Source organism: Nitrospirota bacterium (assembly GCA_016180645.1).
Classification (GTDB): Bacteria; JACPQY01; JACPQY01; order JACPQY01; family JACPQY01; genus JACPAV01.
Window position 1 is genome coordinate 90,068 of sequence record JACPAV010000005.1, and the last position, 16,207, is coordinate 106,274.

Below are 16,207 nucleotides of genomic sequence, written 5' to 3' on the forward strand. Positions count from 1 at the left end.
AAGCACTTCTTTTCTTGCTGACGGCTGATCGCTGACTGCTGACCGCTTGCTAATTGATCTCCTGAATCAAGCTCCGCGCGATGACCATTCGTTGGACCTGCGACGTGCCCTCGTAGATCTGCGTCACCTTCGCATCCCGCATGAGCTTCTCGACGGGGTATTCCTTTGAGTAGCCCAAACCGCCGTAGATCTGAACCGCATCGATAGCCGCCTTCATGGCCACGTCGGACGCGAAGGCCTTGGCCATCGAGGCCAGCTTCGAATTCCGTTGGTCATGGTCGATCAGCCAGGCCGCCTTCAGCGTCATCAGGCGGGCGCCTTCGATCTGCATCCCCATGTCCGCCAACATGAACTGGATGGCCTGAAACTCGGCGATCGGCTGTCCGAACGCCTTGCGCTCTTTGGCATAGCGCGTGGAATACTCCAGCGCCGCGCGCGCGATGCCCACCGCGCCGGCGGCCACGCCGGGACGCGTCCGATCAAATGCCTTCATCGCGATCTTGAACGCCTCGCCCTCGGCACCCAGGCGGTTTTCCGCTGGAACCTGGACATCCTCGAAACTGATCTCCCGTGTGTCGGATGCTCTTTGGCCCATCATGTTTTCCTTCTTGCCGACCGTGATCCCCTTCAGCTCCTTCGGAACGATGAACGCCGTCATCCCCTTGTGCTTCTGGGATTTGTCCGTGTACGCGAACACGACGTAGTAGCTCGCGAGACTCGCCCCCGTGATGAATCGTTTAGTCCCGTTCAACACGTACACGTTTCCTTTCTTGACCGCTGTGCTCTGGATACCCGCCACATCCGAGCCGGCCGCCGGCTCGGTAACGCAGTAGGCGGCCAGCATAAGTTTTTCGGTCAGCGGCCTGAGCCATTGTTTCTTCTGCTCATCCGTTCCCGCCACAAGGATCGGCTCCATGGCCAGGTTGGTGATGTTGAGCGTCGCATGAATGCCCATGCAGGCGGCGCAAATTTCTTCGGCCACGATGCAGTCCTCGATGGAACCGAGTCCCAGCCCTCCGTATTCTTTCGGAATGCGATAGCTGACCAAGCCCAGTTCCCAGGCCTTCTTTGCAACGTCCATGGGGAACACGCCTGTTTCATCGGCCTGGGGAGCGCGCGGGAGAACTTCCTTCTGCGCAAATTCGCGCGCCAGGCCCCTCAATGCTTCTTGTTCCGGGGTAAATTCAAAGTCGATCATAGGGGCGGAGTTTATCCGCTCACCTCATTCTGTCAAGGGCGATCCTACCATGTGAAACGAAACGTCATGGGGGGAACCTTGATTTGTTTCGCCAGAAAGGGAGTGCCGGCGAAGACGAGCAGGGCCTTGTCCGCGGAGCTGTAGCTTTCGAACGGCCCTGCTTCGGTCACATTCGGCATATGCCCGGCGCCGACATTCCCCAAATAGAATTGGCCTCCCCCCGGCAAGAGGGACCACAGCACGGCCGGCGTCACGCGATTCCGACTTGCGTCCAGATCGTCCCACTCCACGTGCAAGCCGGGATCATCCTGCGCCTCCCCGTCATCCGCCCTCTGCGCCGGCGGTACGAATTGCAGCGTAGCCCACAAAACGATCCATGCAGCCCCCATGCCTCCTTCCTACCGTGACCCCATCATCAGGTCAATCCCGGAATGAATTGACGGTTGCGACCGGACGCAGTACGCTCGATTCACATGGTCGACAAAAGCCTCATCGGGATCGAGGGGACGCCCGTGGATTTTGAGGTCGAAAAAGGCGCCATCCGGCGGTTTGCAGAGGCCCTCGGAGACTTGAATCCAATCTACCTCGATGAGGCGGCGGCACGGAAGGCCGGATTCGCAAGCGTGGTGGCTCCCCCCACGTTTGCAACCACGATGAACGAGGCGGCCAAGCCACTCCGCGAAAAACTCCCCCTCGATTTCAGAAGAATCCTCCACGGAGGAATGGAGTTCGAATACTTCGCCCCGCTGACGGCCGGCATGACCGTCTCCTGCACTGCGCGCTTGGCCGACGTGTACGAGAAATCCGGCGGAAGCGGAAAAATGGAATTCTACGTGATCGAAATCATCGGCAAGGATTCCGCGACGGAGAAGCCGGTATTTGCCTCACGTTCCACCGTCATCATGAAGGAAGCCCCGAAAGACGAGGCTGCCTAGCACATGCAAGCCGGTGACGTCATCCCCGCCGTCAAAAAGCCGCCGATCGAGCGGATCCAACTCGTTCGATACGCCGGCGCCTCGGGGGATTTCAATCCGATCCACGTCGACGAGACCTTTGCCAAGGCCGCCGGCTATCCCTCAGTGTTCGCCCATGGGATGCTCACCATGGGGACGCTCGGCCAATTCCTCAACCAATGGCTGGGCGATCCGCGCCGCCTCCGCAAGTTCAGCGTACGTTTCTCCACCATCGTCTGGCCCGGAGACGTGATCACTTGTCAAGGCACCGTGCGGAAAGTCGACGGCGGAGTCGCCACCTGCGACTTCCAGGCGGTGAATCAGAAGGGCGAAGCGGTCGTCAAAGGCTCCGCGGAAGTCACGATCTGATGATCGAAGCTCTACCGAAGCTAAGAGCGTCTAACAGAATGCGTAGGGGAGGGTCTTCAGACCCTCCCGACAAGAGGGTCTTCAGACCCTCCCGACAAGAGGGAGCATCTGAAGATGCTCCCCTACGAATCGGCATTCTGTCAGAGGCTCCAGACCTCGGTAGCCGACTCCGGGGCTACTTCTGCCTTCTCAGAATGTACGGCTGGTGGATGAGGTCCTTCTTGTAATCCAGTGTCAGAGCGTAAAGCACCACGTTGATCCCCATCCGAAACCCCATCTCCCGCTGATAGTCACCTCCGGGAAAGCATGGGTAGATAAAGTTTCCCAAGTCGTCCCGCGCCCATGACCCCGCCAGATCGTTGAAACTGTAAAGGATCAGACTCCGCCCCTCGCCCTGCACGCCGTACAGGTTCGTTTTCACAAGTCGCCGCCCCCCTTCCACGCGCCTGAGCAGATGGAAGGCCACGTAGACCGCGTGATCCTCATCCATCAGTTCGAGCTTGCGCCCCGGATAGAGCTGCTGCACGAGCCGGGTGAAGGAGGCATGGAAACCGTCGTTCTCCACACCGAAGCCGTCATCGACGAACAGAATCCCACCGGCGTCGAGATACTGGCGAAGCGCCCGCACTTCGGCGTCACCGAACGGAGGGAAACTCTGGTCCCCCATCATGAAGAGAAGGGGGTAGCGGAAGAGCGCCGGATCTCGAAGTGAGATCTCCGCCCGTTCGAGCGAGGCGTCCACGCTGGTCCGGCTGACCAAAGCCGTCATGAGGCTCGTGAGCGCGGAGGGATAGGGATCCCAGTTCCCTCCCGGATAGATAAGCTGGGCCGCAATGAACTTGCCGGAGGGGCCGATGGCCGCCGCGGGCCGCGGCGTGAAGAGTGAACAGTGAAGAGTGATCAGCAGAGAGCTGAGGCGCAAGAGGCAACCTGCCTGCTGGCAGCGGGTTTTCACATCACGCATCACTCATCACCCTTCACGTCTCATCCCCGCGGGTTCCCCAGGAACAGCTCTCCCGCGACGAGCAGGACGAGGAACGCGAGTGCCAGGTTCGTCGCATCCCATCGGTCCTCCAGCACCGAGACCACCGTCCCCTTGTGCGGGGCCGATTGAATCTGCACATTCCCCTTCACGATTCCGGCCATCTCATCCGGCGTGATCCGGGCCAGATCCGTCTCTGCCATCGCGGTGTTTGCCGCCACGGTCACTCTGAGGCCCCCCGGTTCATCGGGATCCTCAATCGTGTATAGGCCGGGGGGGCCGGGAGTCATGAATTCGATTTCCTCCTGCCCTTGTGAGGCCGAGACCTGAAGCGTCCATTCGCGACCGTCGGGCGCGCCGGCGCGAAGGGACCGCGTGGGCGATCCGGGCCAGTTCAGCCGCACCGATTTTCCTGCCTCCGCAATCATCGTGCCGGCCGACTCGGCCCGCGCAGCCACGAAGGAGCAGGCTTGTTGAACAATAGGCACGAATACGGGGTGGACGGGAAAGTCGTTCCAATCCCGGTCTGCCGTGGAAGTGAAGAACACCACCCGCCCCGCTCCAGCCCGGCCCACCACAACATACGGATCACCGTTTTCAAGGCTCGCCACCACCGTTCCCGCGCCGGGCGCAAGCCTGAATCGGGTGTACTGTCGAACACGAATGGTATCCGGGTCCCCCTGCGCCCCGCCCGCGAACGGCTGCATGATCGGGTGATCCCACTCCACAGAACCGATCCGCAAGTCATCGCGGCCGGGAACCGGGTCCACCGAGCGCACGTCCGCCACGTGCCCCGGGAGGATATCCCCCATGAGCTCGTTGTAGTCCTTTTCGATCACGTTTTTTCCGGAGAAGATAATCAACCCCGCGCCCTTCTTCACGCTTCGCACCAATCCGTGGACCCATTCCGAGGGCAAATCCGAGGCCTTCACGTTGACGAGCAGGGTGACATCCGGATCCGTGGAGGGGGCGTCCCGAAGGAGGCCCGGACGGAGAACCAGCGCCTCCATCGGTTCCACTCCGGAGGGAAACTTCAAGAAGGCTTTCGACAGGTAAAACGTTTCATTTTCCAGAGGGACACTCCCGAATTCGCCTTCGATGACCGTCACGCGCAGCGGCCGGCTCACAGGAAAAACAAAGTACCGTGCGTCATCCGCGGGAAATGCGTCGGCTTCCAGTCGGGCTTCACCGGTCAGAAACCGGGCGCCCGCCGCGGGCGCCACCGGAACCGGCACCGTTATCATGCCCCCTCCGGCCGCCTCCAATCGTACTCGTCGCGCATCTCCCGACGATTCCTTCAAGGTCACTTCGTGCTCGTTCCCATCGGCCGCCACCTCCGCGGTCACAGCCAGCTCCCACTCCCCCGGACCCGATCGGGCCTGACGCGCCACTCCCCTCACCCCGCTGTTGGCCACCTCCCTGCCGACGCTCAGATCCCTCACCTCCACTCGAATGCCCGGCGGAAGTTCGATGGGCCGGGGTCGCTCCGCATCCCACGACGAGCGGCGCAAATCCGACAACACGACAATCGTTCCCCCTTCCGGAAGCGCGGCCATGGCCCTCTGAATGCCCTCGACGGCATTCACCGCGCCGTAGAAGGGCCGCAACCGGTCCACAAATCGTTCCAGTTCCATCCCGTCCACGGTACGAACGCCCAGCCCCCCTCCCGCGTCGCCCAGCACCCCCACGTACGCCACTTTCGACCCTGATCGCACCAGGCTCTTCACCCATTTCCGCGCGCTGTCGAGGAGTGAAGCCCGATTGATTTCCATGAGCATGCTCGCCGAATTGTCGATGATGACCGCTACCGGCCGGTCGGTCGGATTCGCCCCCCCCCCGGCACTCGCCCGCTTCAGGTAAGGACCCGCGAGCGTGCCCACCAAGCCCGCGATCACAAGGCAACGTACGGCCAACAGGAGCGCCTCTTTCAGGCGCTGGATGCGTGCCGTGCTCTTCTGGAGCCGGAGGACAAGGGCAATCGGTGGGAAGGGCTGTCGCCGGGCACGGAGGCGCGTCAGCAGGTGAATGATCGGCGGCACCGCCATCAATCCCAGAAAGGGGAGGAGGCCCGGTTGGAGAAGATCCATCGCGACGGGGTGCTAAACCGCGGCGGCCGCCGGCCGCCGTGCCCGCTGCTCGAGGAATCCCAGAAGAAAGCTCTCCACCCGGTCCGAGGTCCGCAGCCGCGTGTACTCCACACCATTGGAGTAACAGATCTTCCGGAGATGCTCGCAGAACTCCAGAAACGCCGCCTGATACTGCCGCCGGATGGCCTGGGGGTAGCTGAGCACCCTCAAGGGTCCCTCCAAGCCGACGAATTCCGTCCGTTCGTGGAAAGGGAAGGATTCCTCGCTCGGGTCCAGCACGTGAAACAGGACCACATCTCCCCTGACCTGCCGAACCAGGGCCACGGCCTTTTCAAGATCCGCCGGCTCCATGTCCAGAAAATCCGAAATGAGAATCATCAGACTGTGCCGTCGCGCAACAGGCAGGAGGTCATTCAGAGTCTCAATCAAAGTCGTTTTGCCCTCAGGCATGGCCTCATCCAGCAGCGTGTACAGTATCTTGAGGTGCCCCGACCGCGCCTTGGGCGGCACAAACGACTTCCCCTCCGAATTGAACACGTGCACGCCCACGGCATCCCCCTGGCTGAGCAGGAGAAACGCCAGCGATGACGCGAGCGTGGCGGCGTGCTGGAACTTCGTTCGGCCCGTGGTGCCATAGTCCATCGAGCCGCTGGCATCCACAAGAAGGTACGCTTGGAGATTGGTCTCCTTTTCAAAACGCTTCACATAGTACTTGTCCGTCCTGCCGAAAATCTTCCAATCGAGATATTTCAGATCATCCCCCGGCGTGTATTCCTTGTGCTCCCGGAACTCGACAGAGGCGCCGAAATGCGGACTCTGGTGCACGCCCGCCAGGGTGCCGATGACCCTCGTGCGGCTGCGCAAAACGACCGCGCGCAATCTTTCCAACTTCGCCGGCTCGATCAGGACGTTCGGCATCAATGGTCCCCCATGCTCTTGGGACGCAGGCTGGTAGGCGCGGGCTTCAGCCCGCGTCTTGGACGCAGGCTAAAGCCTGCGGCTACCGGGAGAGGAAGGGATCTCCTGGTAGGCGCACCCTTTAGGGTGCGTCCTTTGCCCAATCGATTCATGCCCTTACCCCCAGAAGTAGAAGGCCGTCATGACGAGCGGCGCGTAGACGAAGAAATAGATCAGGCAGTAGCCCATGATCTCGCGGAACTCGATCCGCGAAAAGCCGAGGAGCGGGATTGCCCAGAACGGCTGGATGATGTCCGTCAGCGTGTCCCCCCAGGCATAGGCCAGAACGGTCCTGGGATACTCCACCCCAAGCTTGTGGGCCGCATCCATGATGTACGGCGCCTCGATGGCGAATTTGGCGCCTCCGGACGGTACTATATAATTTAGTACTCCGGAGTAGACCAAGGTGAAGAACGGAAACCGCTCGGGCGAGGAGAATGCCGTGAACGCGTGGGCCAACACCTCCTGCAAGCCGGACGCCTTGATCACGCCGAAGATGCCTGAATAGAGCGGGAACTGGATCAGCACCCCCCAGATGGCTTTCGATCCCTCTTCCGCTTCCGCCAGGAAGCTCCGCGTATCGCGGTGCAGGGCGAGGGACACGGTGAGAAGCGCCATGATCACCGTGTTGAGGTCGATGGCATTCAGTCCCCTCGCATGGAAGAGGACTCCCAGATAGACGACGCCGAGCGCGGCCAACGTGCGAATGACGAGGCCCGAACGATCCAGCCTCTCCGCCGGCGTGCGGGGAGCCGTTTCAGATTTGAGATGTGAGATTTGAGATCCGTCGGGGACGACGCCATCGGCGGGGGCGGCGCCAGGAGGGTTTGGCCGTCCCGCGACCGGCTGGATGCCAGCCATGGATGGTGCGGTACCCCGCCCTACGGGCCGACCAGGATGGGAGGCCGCTGAAGGCGAGGTGCCACCAAGCGGGGCGGGCACGGGTGATTTCGGATGGACCAGAACACCCACGATGGGAAGGACACCCACGACGGCCACAGCCAGAAGAATGTTGAACGGGCTCAGCGTCGTTTGCGTAATGGGAATCACTCCGATTTGTTTGACGAGAAAGTGGTCCGCCGTGGCTACAAGAAGCGGCGCCGAGCCCGACAAGCCGGCGTGCCACACCGCCCCCAAACCCAGGTACGCCGAGGCCACCATCAGGCGGTAGTCCGTGTCTTTCCTGTGCTTGGATACCTCGCGCACCAGCAGGGCGCTGCCGATCAAACTGAGACCCCAGTTGGCCAGCGCCAGCAGCATGGAGGTCAGGCTGATCAAGAGAATGGCCGATTTCGGGCCTCGCGGCATCGCGGCGAGTGTTTTTAGAGCCCGATTGAAGAGAGGCGTGGACGCCAGGAGATGCCCGCTGATCATGATGAGGCACATTTGGGTGGAGAACGAGAGGAGCGCCCACAGGCCATCTCCCCACCCTCGAACAAGATCGAGCCACGGTGTTGGCGTTAGACCCTTCGCCAGGCCAAAGACCACGAGCGTCAAGGCGAACACAATGACAAAAGAATCCGGCACCCAGCGGGTGCTCCAGCGGGTCAGCGCATCAGCGAGCTTGGGAAGCATCGTGGCGCGATTCTAGCCTCAACCCCCGCCGTTTTCCACGCACGGGCCCCGCTTGACCTCGGGAGGGCGGACGATACAATGGATTCGTGGATTGGAACCTATCGCCGGAGCAACAAGCGCTCGTCGAAACCGCCCGCCGTTTCTCCCGACAGGAGATCGCCCCCAAGGCCGCCGCGTTCGACCGCAACTCCGAGTTCCCGCGGGATCTGATCAAGAAGGCTTGGGAACTGGGTCTCATGAATGAACTGATCCCCCAAGAGTGCGGCGGCACCGGATTCGGCATGTTCGACTCCTGCCTCATCACCGAGGAGCTGAGTTGGGGATGTTCCGGCGTCACGACCTCTATCATGGTCAACAACCTCGGCCTCCTGCCCATCATGGTGGCGGGCACACCCGAGCAGAAGAAGAAGTGGCTCGAACCCTTCACCCGCGAATTCCGCATCTCCGCTTTTTGCCTGACCGAGCCCAACTCCGGCTCCGACGTCGGCGGCATGCAGCTGCAAGTGCGGCGCTCGAACGGCGACTACGTTTTGAACGGCACCAAGCGTTTCATCACCAACGGCGGCGTGGCGGATCTGTACACCACCTTCGGCACGCTGGACAAAAGCCAACATCACCGCGGCATCGCCGCCTTCGTGGTGGACGCACACTCCCCCGGCATTCGCGTTGGGAAGAAAGAAGACAAAATGGGCCAGCGGGCCTCGAACACCACCGAGGTGATCTTTGAGGATTGCGTGGTGCCCGCCTCCCAGCGGCTCGGGGCCGAGGGCGAAGGATTCAAGGTGGCCATGCGGACCTTGGACCGCAGCCGGCCCTGCATCGCCGCGCTCGCCGTCGGTCTCGCCCAACGCGCACTGGATGAATCCCTGGCTTACGCCAAGGAACGCAAACAATTCAACACCGCTATCGCCGAGTTTCAGGGCATCCAATTCATGCTTGCGGACATGGCGAAGGACCTCCATGCCGGGCGACTCCTCACCTGGCAGGCGGCCATGCTCATCGATCAGGGGCAGGACGCGGCCCTGTACTCCGCCTACGCCAAGTGCTTCGCCACCGACATGGCGATGAAGACCACCACGGACGCCGTCCAGATTTTCGGCGGCTACGGTTACATGAAGGACTACCCCGTGGAGAAGCTCATGCGGGATGCCAAGCTCATGCAAATTTACGAGGGAACCAACCAAGTCCAGCGGATGGTCATCGCGAGGCAGCTCCTCCGACAATAGAGCGCCGATGGCCAATCGAAGGCTCGACGCGTACTATCAGAAAGACGACTTCACCGACTTCATCGAGCGCATCCCCCTCTACTCTCCGGCCGAGATGTTCGATCTCCTCGGTAAGAAAGGGTACAAAGGGCAGGACGGCGCGCGCAAGACCGTTACTCTCTTCGCCTATCGCCACATCCGCCGGATCAAGCAACTCTACATCGAAGGCCTGAAGCGCAACCAGCTCCCACCCAAGTCCAACACGCTCCTCGTTGGGCCGACGGGATGCGGAAAAACCTATCTCATTGAACTTCTTTTTCGGGAGATCCTGAAAATCCCCACCGTGATTATCGACATCACGGGATTCTCGGAGACCGGTTACGTCGGCCGCGACCCGATCACGGTGCTCACCTCGCTCATCTACTCTTCCGGCGGCGATCAGAAAAAGGCGGCCATCGGGATTGTTGCCCTCGATGAATTCGACAAGCTCGCCACGACGCAAAATTCCGCCATGTTCGACGGACAGGGGACGACGAAGGATGTTGCCGGCTACGGCGTCCAGAAGGAACTCCTGAAACTGCTCAGCCCCACGATCGTGGACGTGCCGCTCGAATACAACAATACGACCTACAGCCCACACATCCGGATGTCCACCCAGGACATCGCGTTTATCGCGTGCGGGGCATTCTCGGGACTCAAGGGCATCGCATCGCGAAACGGGCTCCGCTCCAAAATGGGATTCGGCGGTCTACCGGAGAAGAAGGACGGATCGAGAAAGATCTCCTACCGGATGAATGAGAGCGAGGTCAACGAGATCCAGAATTTTCTGAACTACGGGTTCCTGCCGGAGCTCGTGGCCCGATTTTCACGGATCGTCACTCTTGACCCCTTGGAGGAAGAGGTCCTTCGCGAGATTCTTTGCGACAACGTGATCCGGCGTTTCGCCACGGAGTTCAAGGCGGAGGGAATTTCACTTCGGGTGCAGGAAGACGTCCTCGATCTGATTGTCGAGCGCGCCGTCAAGCGTGAAACAGGCGCCCGCGGACTGGAGGCGGAGTTCACGCGCATCATCGAGGATGTAGCGTTCGAACACTTCGGAAACTCCCACGGGGAAGTGGTGGTGCAAACGAAGGGCGGTGAAGTCGTGGCGAATCTGAAGCCATCCGCCTAATTCGGTAGCAGTAGAGTTTATTAGTTGGTGCGTCTGACAGAATGCGTAGGGGAGGGTCTTCAGACCCTCCCGACAAGAGGGAGCATCTGAAGATGCTCCCCTACGGATCAGCATTCTGTTAGAGGCTCTTGATCCGGGATACGGTCACCGATTATAGATCCCAGCTCAGAACCGGGTAGCGATTCGCAAGAACCTCGTTCACCCGGCCGCACGGCGTCGTGTGAGGCGCCGCCCGAACCCGGTCGGGGTCTTCCTGGATTTCATTCGCAATCAGGTTCATCGAGTGCGCGAACCGGTCGAGCGTGGCTTTGCTCTCGCTCTCCGTCGGCTCGATCATCATCGCGCCGGGAACGACGAGTGGGAAATAGATCGTGGGCGGATGGAACCCGAAGTCGATGATCCGTTTGGCGATATCCAGCGTCGAAACCTGCGCCTGTTTCTGAAACCGGTCCGAGGCGATGAACTCGTGCATGCAGGTATCCTCGTAGGGCACGTGGTACCGATCCTTCATCCTTTGCTTTAGATAGTTTGCATTAAGGACGGCTCTTTCCGATATTTCCTTCAGACCCTCAGACCCATTGCTGAGGATATAAACGTAGGCCCGGACGAGGATCATGAAATTGCCGTAGAACGACCGGACCCGTCCCACCGAATCGGGCAGGCCGAAATTGAGCGAGTACCGCCCCTCTTTGAGCTGGATCCTGGGGACGGGCAGGTACGGGGAGAGCTTGTTTTTCACTCCCACCGGTCCCGCGCCCGGTCCACCCCCGCCGTGGGGCGTGGAGAAAGTCTTGTGGAGGTTGAACTGAATGACGTCGAAGCCGAGATCGCCTGGCCGCGCTTTCCCCAGAATCGCGTTCAGGTTCGCGCCGTCACCGTACACGAACCCGCCCTTCTCATGCACGATTTCGGCCACTTTCAGGATCTCCTTCTCGAACAGGCCCAGGGTGTTCGGGTTGGTGATCATGATCGCAGCCACTTTGTCGTCCACCACCTTGCGCAGGACCTTGGGATCGATCATTCCCCCGTTGGATTTGAACTCCTGGGCCTCGAATCCGGACATGCTCGCGCTCGCCGGGTTCGTGCCGTGGGCCGTGTCCGGCAGCAGGACTTTCGTCCGCTTCTCCCCCTTCTTTTCAAAATATCGCGCAATCAGTTTCAGGCCCAGAAACTCTCCATGCGCGCCGGCGCTGGGCTGGAGCGTCACCTGATCCATCCCGCTCACTTCCTGAAGATACTTTTCCAAGTCGAACATCAATCGGAGTGCGCCCTGCACGCGCGATTCGGGCCAGTAGGGATGCAGTCCGGCCAACCCGCGGCGGGACGCGATGGATTCGCAGATTTTCGGGTTGTACTTCATTGTGCACGAGCCGAGCGGGTACATGCCCGTGTCCACCGAGAAGTTCAGCTTGGAGAGGCGGGTAAAATGGCGCACGACCTCCGACTCCGCCAATTCCGGAAGACACGCCGGCTCTTTGCGCAGAAGATCGTCCGGAATCGGATCGACTTTTCCGGAAACGGCGGTCTTCGGAAGAAGCGTGCCGCGGTGACCTGCACGGGACATCTCGAACAGCGTCGGCTCGATGCCCGGCTGGGACAGCGAATCATTCTTTCGCGGCTCTTCCGCTCCCGGCTTCGGCGTAAGGACGCTCACCCCACCACCTGTCTGAGATTTGAGATCTGAGATTTGAGATTTCAGAGGCGGTGGCGGGGTCATCGCGCTCCCCCCAGGAGATTCGCCGCCGCTTCGATTCCCTCCGCCGATGATTTTTCAGTGGCGCACATCAGCAGGGCATCCTGCAATTCGGGATAGTATTTCCCCAGTGGGAGGCCGGGGACGATCCCGGCCGCTTCCGCATCCTCCATCACATCGCGAACAGGTCGACGCGGTTTCACCACAAACTCATTGAAGTACGGCCCGTTGAACACGGCCGCCGCCCCGCCTTTCCGGGTCACTGCAGCTCGAAGAGCCGAGGCCATGCGGTGGTTCAGCTCCGCCAGCTCACGGAGCCCATGGGGTCCCAGCAGCGCGAGATGGACCGTCGCCGCGATGGCGCACAGCGTTTGGTTCGTGCAGATGTTGGACGTGGCACGCGCCCGGCGGATGTGCTGTTCCCTCGTGGCCAGCGTGATCACAAAAGCTCTCTTCCCTGTCTTGTCGATCGACGCGCCGATGAGGCGGCCGGGCATGTCGCGCACAAACTCCTTGCGTGTTCCGAGGAAACCCACGTAGGGGCCTCCGAAAGAGAGGGGAAGCCCCAGCCCCGCGGCCTCTCCGGCCACCGCGTCCGCTCCGCATTCGCCCGGGGACCGGAGCATGCCCAGACTGACCGGCTCGTTCACCACGGTAACGAGCAGTGCCTTCCGGTTTCCGATCAAGGCCTTGATCTTTTCGAGACGTTCGACAACTCCGAAGAAATTGGGGGATTGGACGACCACGCAGGCCGTGTCGTCCGACAAGGCCTTGGTGATCGCCTCGAGATCCACGGAGCCGCTTTCTGTCCACCCCACCTCCGTCAAGCCGCCGCCGAGATAGGTCCGTATGACCTCGCGGTATTCAGGATGCACGGACCTCGCCACGATCACTTTTTCCTTTCTCGAGGCCCGCCGCGCCAGGAGTACCGCCTCCGCCGCCGCAGAGGCACCCTCATATAATGAAGCATTCGCGAGGTCGGTCCCCAGAAGCCTTCTCATCATCGTTTGAAACTCGAAAAGCGCCTCCAACGTGCCTTGGCTCACCTCGGGCTGATACGGGGTGTAGGCGGTGTAGAACTCGGATCGCCCAATGATGGCATTCACAACGGAGGGAATGAAATGATCGTAGGCGCCGGCGCCGAGGAAATGATGCGCGGGTGGCCGATTCTGCGCCTCGATCGCGTCGAAATGGGCCTCCATCTCTTGTTCGGACAGCGGGCCGGGCACGAGCAGGGGCTTGGACAGCCGCGCCTCCTTCGGGATGACCGTAAAGAGTTCGTCAATGGACTTGACGCCGATGGCGGCCAGCATCTCCTCCGTCTCGGAGGGACTGGAAGGGATGAATCTCATTCGAACATGACGCACCCTAAAGGGTGCGCCTACCAGGAATTCCTTTGTTCCCGGGTAGCCGCAGGCTTCAGCCTGCGTGCCCCGCATTGGCCACGGATGACTGACCCCCGACCCCTTCCGCGGATCACTCCTCCTCCCCTTCGCCTTTCTCGATCTCCTCCTCAACAAATGCGGCGTACTCCACCGAATTCATCAGCTCATCCAGTTCCGCGGCATCGCCCAGCGAAATCTTGATGAGCCAGCCGTCGCCATACGGGTCCTGATTGAGCAGGTCGGGCGTCTCTTTCACATCCAGATTGACTTCCACCACCTTGCCGCTCACGGGAGCGTAGAGATCGGACACCGACTTCACCGATTCCACGAACCCAAACGACTCGCCCTTCAGGACTTCCTCGCCCTCTTCCGGAAGCTCCACGTAAACGATATCGCCCAGGGCATCCTGCGCGTAGTCGCTGATCCCGACGGTCACGATGCCGTCGTCCTCCTTGCGGCCCCATTCGTGCTCCCTCGTGTACTTCAAGTCCTCGGGGAATTCGAAGCCGGTTCCTTTTTTCTTCTTCATCGGGGCCTCCTTAACCTACGCTTTCTTCGTTCCGGGCGTCACGAAGGGTACTTTCGCGATTTCGGCTTCGACCTCTTTGGCCCGGATGCGGATGCGAATGTGTGCGCCCTCCCAACCGGATCGGGTAGCCGCAGGCTTCATGCCTGCGTCCTGCCCCATCCCGGGAGCCGCGGGCTTTACGCCCGCGTCCGAAGACGCACCCGTAAAGGGTGCGCCTACCGGCGAGCTCGTCAGGAGGGCCAGTCCGATCGATCGCTTGAGGACCGGCGAGAAGCATCCGCTGGTGATCAGGCCGATCGCCGTCGAGGGCGATCCCGTCGCTACCTCATAGTGATCGCGAATCATACCGTCCTTTTTGAGGGCGACACCGCACAGCTTCGCCGGCGGCTTCTCCGCCCTCTTTTGAATGGCCTGCTTACCCACAAACGATTCCTTTTTCAAGTCAACAAATCGAAGCAGTCCCGCCTCGACCGGACCGATCTCCTTTGAAATCTCATGACCGTAGAGCGGATAGCCCATTTCGATGCGGAGGCTGTCGCGCGCGCCGAGACCGATGGGCGCGAGTCCCTGCGGCTTGCCGGCCTTGAGTAGCGCATCCCACAGCGGCTCCGCCACTCCATCCGGCAGATAGAGTTCGTAGCCATCCTCGCCGGTGTAGCCGGTCCGGGTGACCAGAATGCTCTCGCCTTTCCAATCCACTGTGGCGCAACCGAAATACTTCAGGCCGGTGGCGATCGGGCCCAGCACGCTGCCGACAATCGCAGCCGCATGGGGCCCCTGCACGGCGAGCTGAGCCGTCACATCGCTGAGATCTTTCAGCGCCACAGCTCCATTCAGGCTCCCGGTAGCCGCAGGCTTAATGCCTGCGTCCGGTTCAATCCCGGTAGCCGCAGGCTTTAGCCTGCGCTCAAGACGCGGGCTGAAGCCCGCGCCTACCAGCCCTGCGTCCGAAGACGCACCCATCAACCCGCCGTGGCGGGTAAAGGGTGCGCCTACCGGCCCGCGTCCATAGCTGGCCGCGTGTTCCTTGAGCCATTTCCAGTCCGCCTCGCGGTTCACGGCGTTCACGCAGATGTAGTATTCCGCGTCTCCCAACTGGTAAATGATCAGGTCGTCAATCACCCCGCCCTTTTCATCGCAGAAAAGGCCGTAGAGGGCGCGGCCGGGCGTCAGCTTCTCAAGATTATTGGTGAAGAGGGATTGGAGAAGAGTGTGAGCGCCGGGGCCTTTCGCCTCGAAGCGGCCCATATGGCTGATATCGAACAGGCCCGCCTTCTGACGAACGGCGAGGTGTTCTTCGAGGATGCCCGAGTAATACACGGGCATGTCCCAGCCTGCGAAGTCGATCATTCGCGCCCCGGCCTTCCTGTGCCACGCATACAGCGGCGTTTTTCGCATGGGTCCCCATTAGTATCCCGCCCCCGCCCGATGTCAAGCGTTCCGCAGAAGACGCGCCCGTTCTGCCCAAATCCGGTAGCCGCAGGCTTTAGCCTGCGTCCGAAGACACACCCATAAAGGGTGCGCCTACCAAAAAAACGCGCGAATGTTACAATCGCCCGGTGCGGAGGATACGGGAGCGGAAACATCGCCTACCTCCGGATTCCTACCGCGGACAGGCGGCAGCCAGCTTCACCCTCTGTATCCAAGATCGCCGATCTATTTTCAACAATCCATTCCCCGTTCCGCGATTCGTGGACATCCTCATGAATTCGCTGCAGAGGCATCTGTGCGATTCACCAGTGTACCTTTTCATGCCGGACCACATGCATCTGGTGCTCCAGGGAACCTCCGCGCAGTCTGACCTCCGGCAGTGCGTGGTCAGTTTCAAACAAGCAAGCGGATTCTGGTTCAGACGAGAGATGGCTGGGATCCGGTGGCAAAAAGACTTCTACGACCACATCCTTCGAAAAGATGAAGATTTGGTGAAACACCTGCGTTATGTCCTCGACAATCCAGTGCGCAAGGGGCTCGTGACGGATTGGAGGGCCTATCCGTTCAAGGGTTCAACGGTTTTCGATCTTGACTCTTGGTAGTCGCAGGCTTTATGCCTGCGTCCAAGACGCGGGCTGAAGCCCGCGCCTACCAAGAACGTGCCAAGAACAG

General features: G+C 60.9%; 15 protein-coding genes. 5 read left to right on the top strand and 10 right to left on the bottom strand.

What is annotated here, in order from left to right; translation table 11 throughout:
• Positions 1 to 49 precede the first annotated feature (49 nt).
• Positions 50 to 1,198, bottom strand: coding sequence for an acyl-CoA dehydrogenase family protein (locus HYT87_04555; protein MBI2059022.1), 1,149 nt, complete (start codon positions 1,196 to 1,198; stop codon positions 50 to 52).
• A 44-nt stretch (positions 1,199 to 1,242) separates the two neighbouring features.
• Positions 1,243 to 1,587 carry a hypothetical protein gene (locus tag HYT87_04560; protein ID MBI2059023.1) on the bottom strand — a complete coding sequence of 115 codons (345 nt, stop codon included), beginning with the start codon at positions 1,585 to 1,587 and terminating at the stop codon, positions 1,243 to 1,245.
• 84 nt (positions 1,588 to 1,671) lie between these two features.
• On the opposite strand from HYT87_04560, the gene HYT87_04565 reads away from it, so the two are divergent.
• Positions 1,672 to 2,133, top strand: coding sequence for a MaoC family dehydratase N-terminal domain-containing protein (locus HYT87_04565; GenBank protein MBI2059024.1), 462 nt, complete (start codon positions 1,672 to 1,674; stop codon positions 2,131 to 2,133).
• Positions 2,134 to 2,136: 3 nt separating this feature from the next.
• Positions 2,137 to 2,520, top strand: coding sequence for a MaoC family dehydratase (locus HYT87_04570; protein ID MBI2059025.1), 384 nt, complete (start codon positions 2,137 to 2,139; stop codon positions 2,518 to 2,520).
• Positions 2,521 to 2,695: 175 nt separating this feature from the next.
• Here HYT87_04570 and HYT87_04575 read toward each other — a convergent pair whose 3' ends face one another.
• From HYT87_04575 to HYT87_04590, 4 genes are all read right to left on the bottom strand, one after another.
• Positions 2,696 to 3,484 (bottom strand): DUF4159 domain-containing protein, encoded by a 789-nt coding sequence (locus HYT87_04575; protein MBI2059026.1) that lies wholly within the window; start codon positions 3,482 to 3,484, stop codon positions 2,696 to 2,698.
• Positions 3,485 to 3,504: 20 nt separating this feature from the next.
• Entirely contained in the window at positions 3,505 to 5,589 is a 2,085-nt protein-coding gene (locus tag HYT87_04580; protein ID MBI2059027.1) for a BatA domain-containing protein, read from the bottom strand.
• A 12-nt stretch (positions 5,590 to 5,601) separates the two neighbouring features.
• Positions 5,602 to 6,507, bottom strand: coding sequence for a DUF58 domain-containing protein (locus HYT87_04585; protein ID MBI2059028.1), 906 nt, complete (start codon positions 6,505 to 6,507; stop codon positions 5,602 to 5,604).
• A gap of 156 nt (positions 6,508 to 6,663) precedes the next feature.
• A complete protein-coding gene (locus tag HYT87_04590; protein MBI2059029.1) occupies positions 6,664 to 8,121 on the bottom strand; it encodes a short-chain fatty acid transporter in 1,458 nt (485 codons plus the stop codon).
• Positions 8,122 to 8,207: 86 nt separating this feature from the next.
• Here HYT87_04590 and HYT87_04595 point away from each other — a divergent pair, with 86 nt between their 5' ends.
• Together HYT87_04595 and HYT87_04600 are read left to right on the top strand one after the other, a co-directional pair.
• Positions 8,208 to 9,347 (top strand): acyl-CoA dehydrogenase family protein, encoded by a 1,140-nt coding sequence (locus HYT87_04595; protein MBI2059030.1) that lies wholly within the window; start codon positions 8,208 to 8,210, stop codon positions 9,345 to 9,347.
• Between the two features lie 7 nt (positions 9,348 to 9,354).
• Positions 9,355 to 10,497 (top strand): AAA family ATPase, encoded by a 1,143-nt coding sequence (locus HYT87_04600; GenBank protein ID MBI2059031.1) that lies wholly within the window; start codon positions 9,355 to 9,357, stop codon positions 10,495 to 10,497.
• A gap of 151 nt (positions 10,498 to 10,648) precedes the next feature.
• Here HYT87_04600 and gcvPB read toward each other — a convergent pair whose 3' ends face one another.
• The 4 genes from gcvPB to HYT87_04620 form a co-directional block, all read right to left on the bottom strand.
• Positions 10,649 to 12,214 carry an aminomethyl-transferring glycine dehydrogenase subunit GcvPB gene (gene gcvPB / locus HYT87_04605; GenBank protein ID MBI2059032.1) on the bottom strand — a complete coding sequence of 522 codons (1,566 nt, stop codon included), beginning with the start codon at positions 12,212 to 12,214 and terminating at the stop codon, positions 10,649 to 10,651.
• Positions 12,211 to 13,542, bottom strand: a complete 1,332-nt coding sequence (gene gcvPA / locus HYT87_04610) for an aminomethyl-transferring glycine dehydrogenase subunit GcvPA (GenBank protein ID MBI2059033.1) — start codon at positions 13,540 to 13,542, stop codon at positions 12,211 to 12,213. Before gcvPA ends, gcvPB begins: the two co-directional genes overlap by 4 nt.
• Positions 13,543 to 13,666: 124 nt before the next feature.
• Positions 13,667 to 14,104: a glycine cleavage system protein GcvH gene (gene gcvH, locus HYT87_04615; GenBank protein MBI2059034.1), complete on the bottom strand. Its 438-nt coding sequence runs from the start codon at positions 14,102 to 14,104 to the stop codon at positions 13,667 to 13,669.
• Positions 14,105 to 14,119: 15 nt separating this feature from the next.
• Complete coding sequence (locus HYT87_04620; protein ID MBI2059035.1) at positions 14,120 to 15,502, bottom strand: glycine cleavage system protein T; 1,383 nt, start codon at positions 15,500 to 15,502, stop codon at positions 14,120 to 14,122.
• Positions 15,503 to 15,663: 161 nt separating this feature from the next.
• Between HYT87_04620 and HYT87_04625 the strand changes: the two genes are divergently transcribed.
• Entirely contained in the window at positions 15,664 to 16,137 is a 474-nt protein-coding gene (locus tag HYT87_04625) for a transposase (GenBank protein MBI2059036.1), read from the top strand.
• The last annotated feature ends 70 nt before the right edge of the window (positions 16,138 to 16,207 follow it).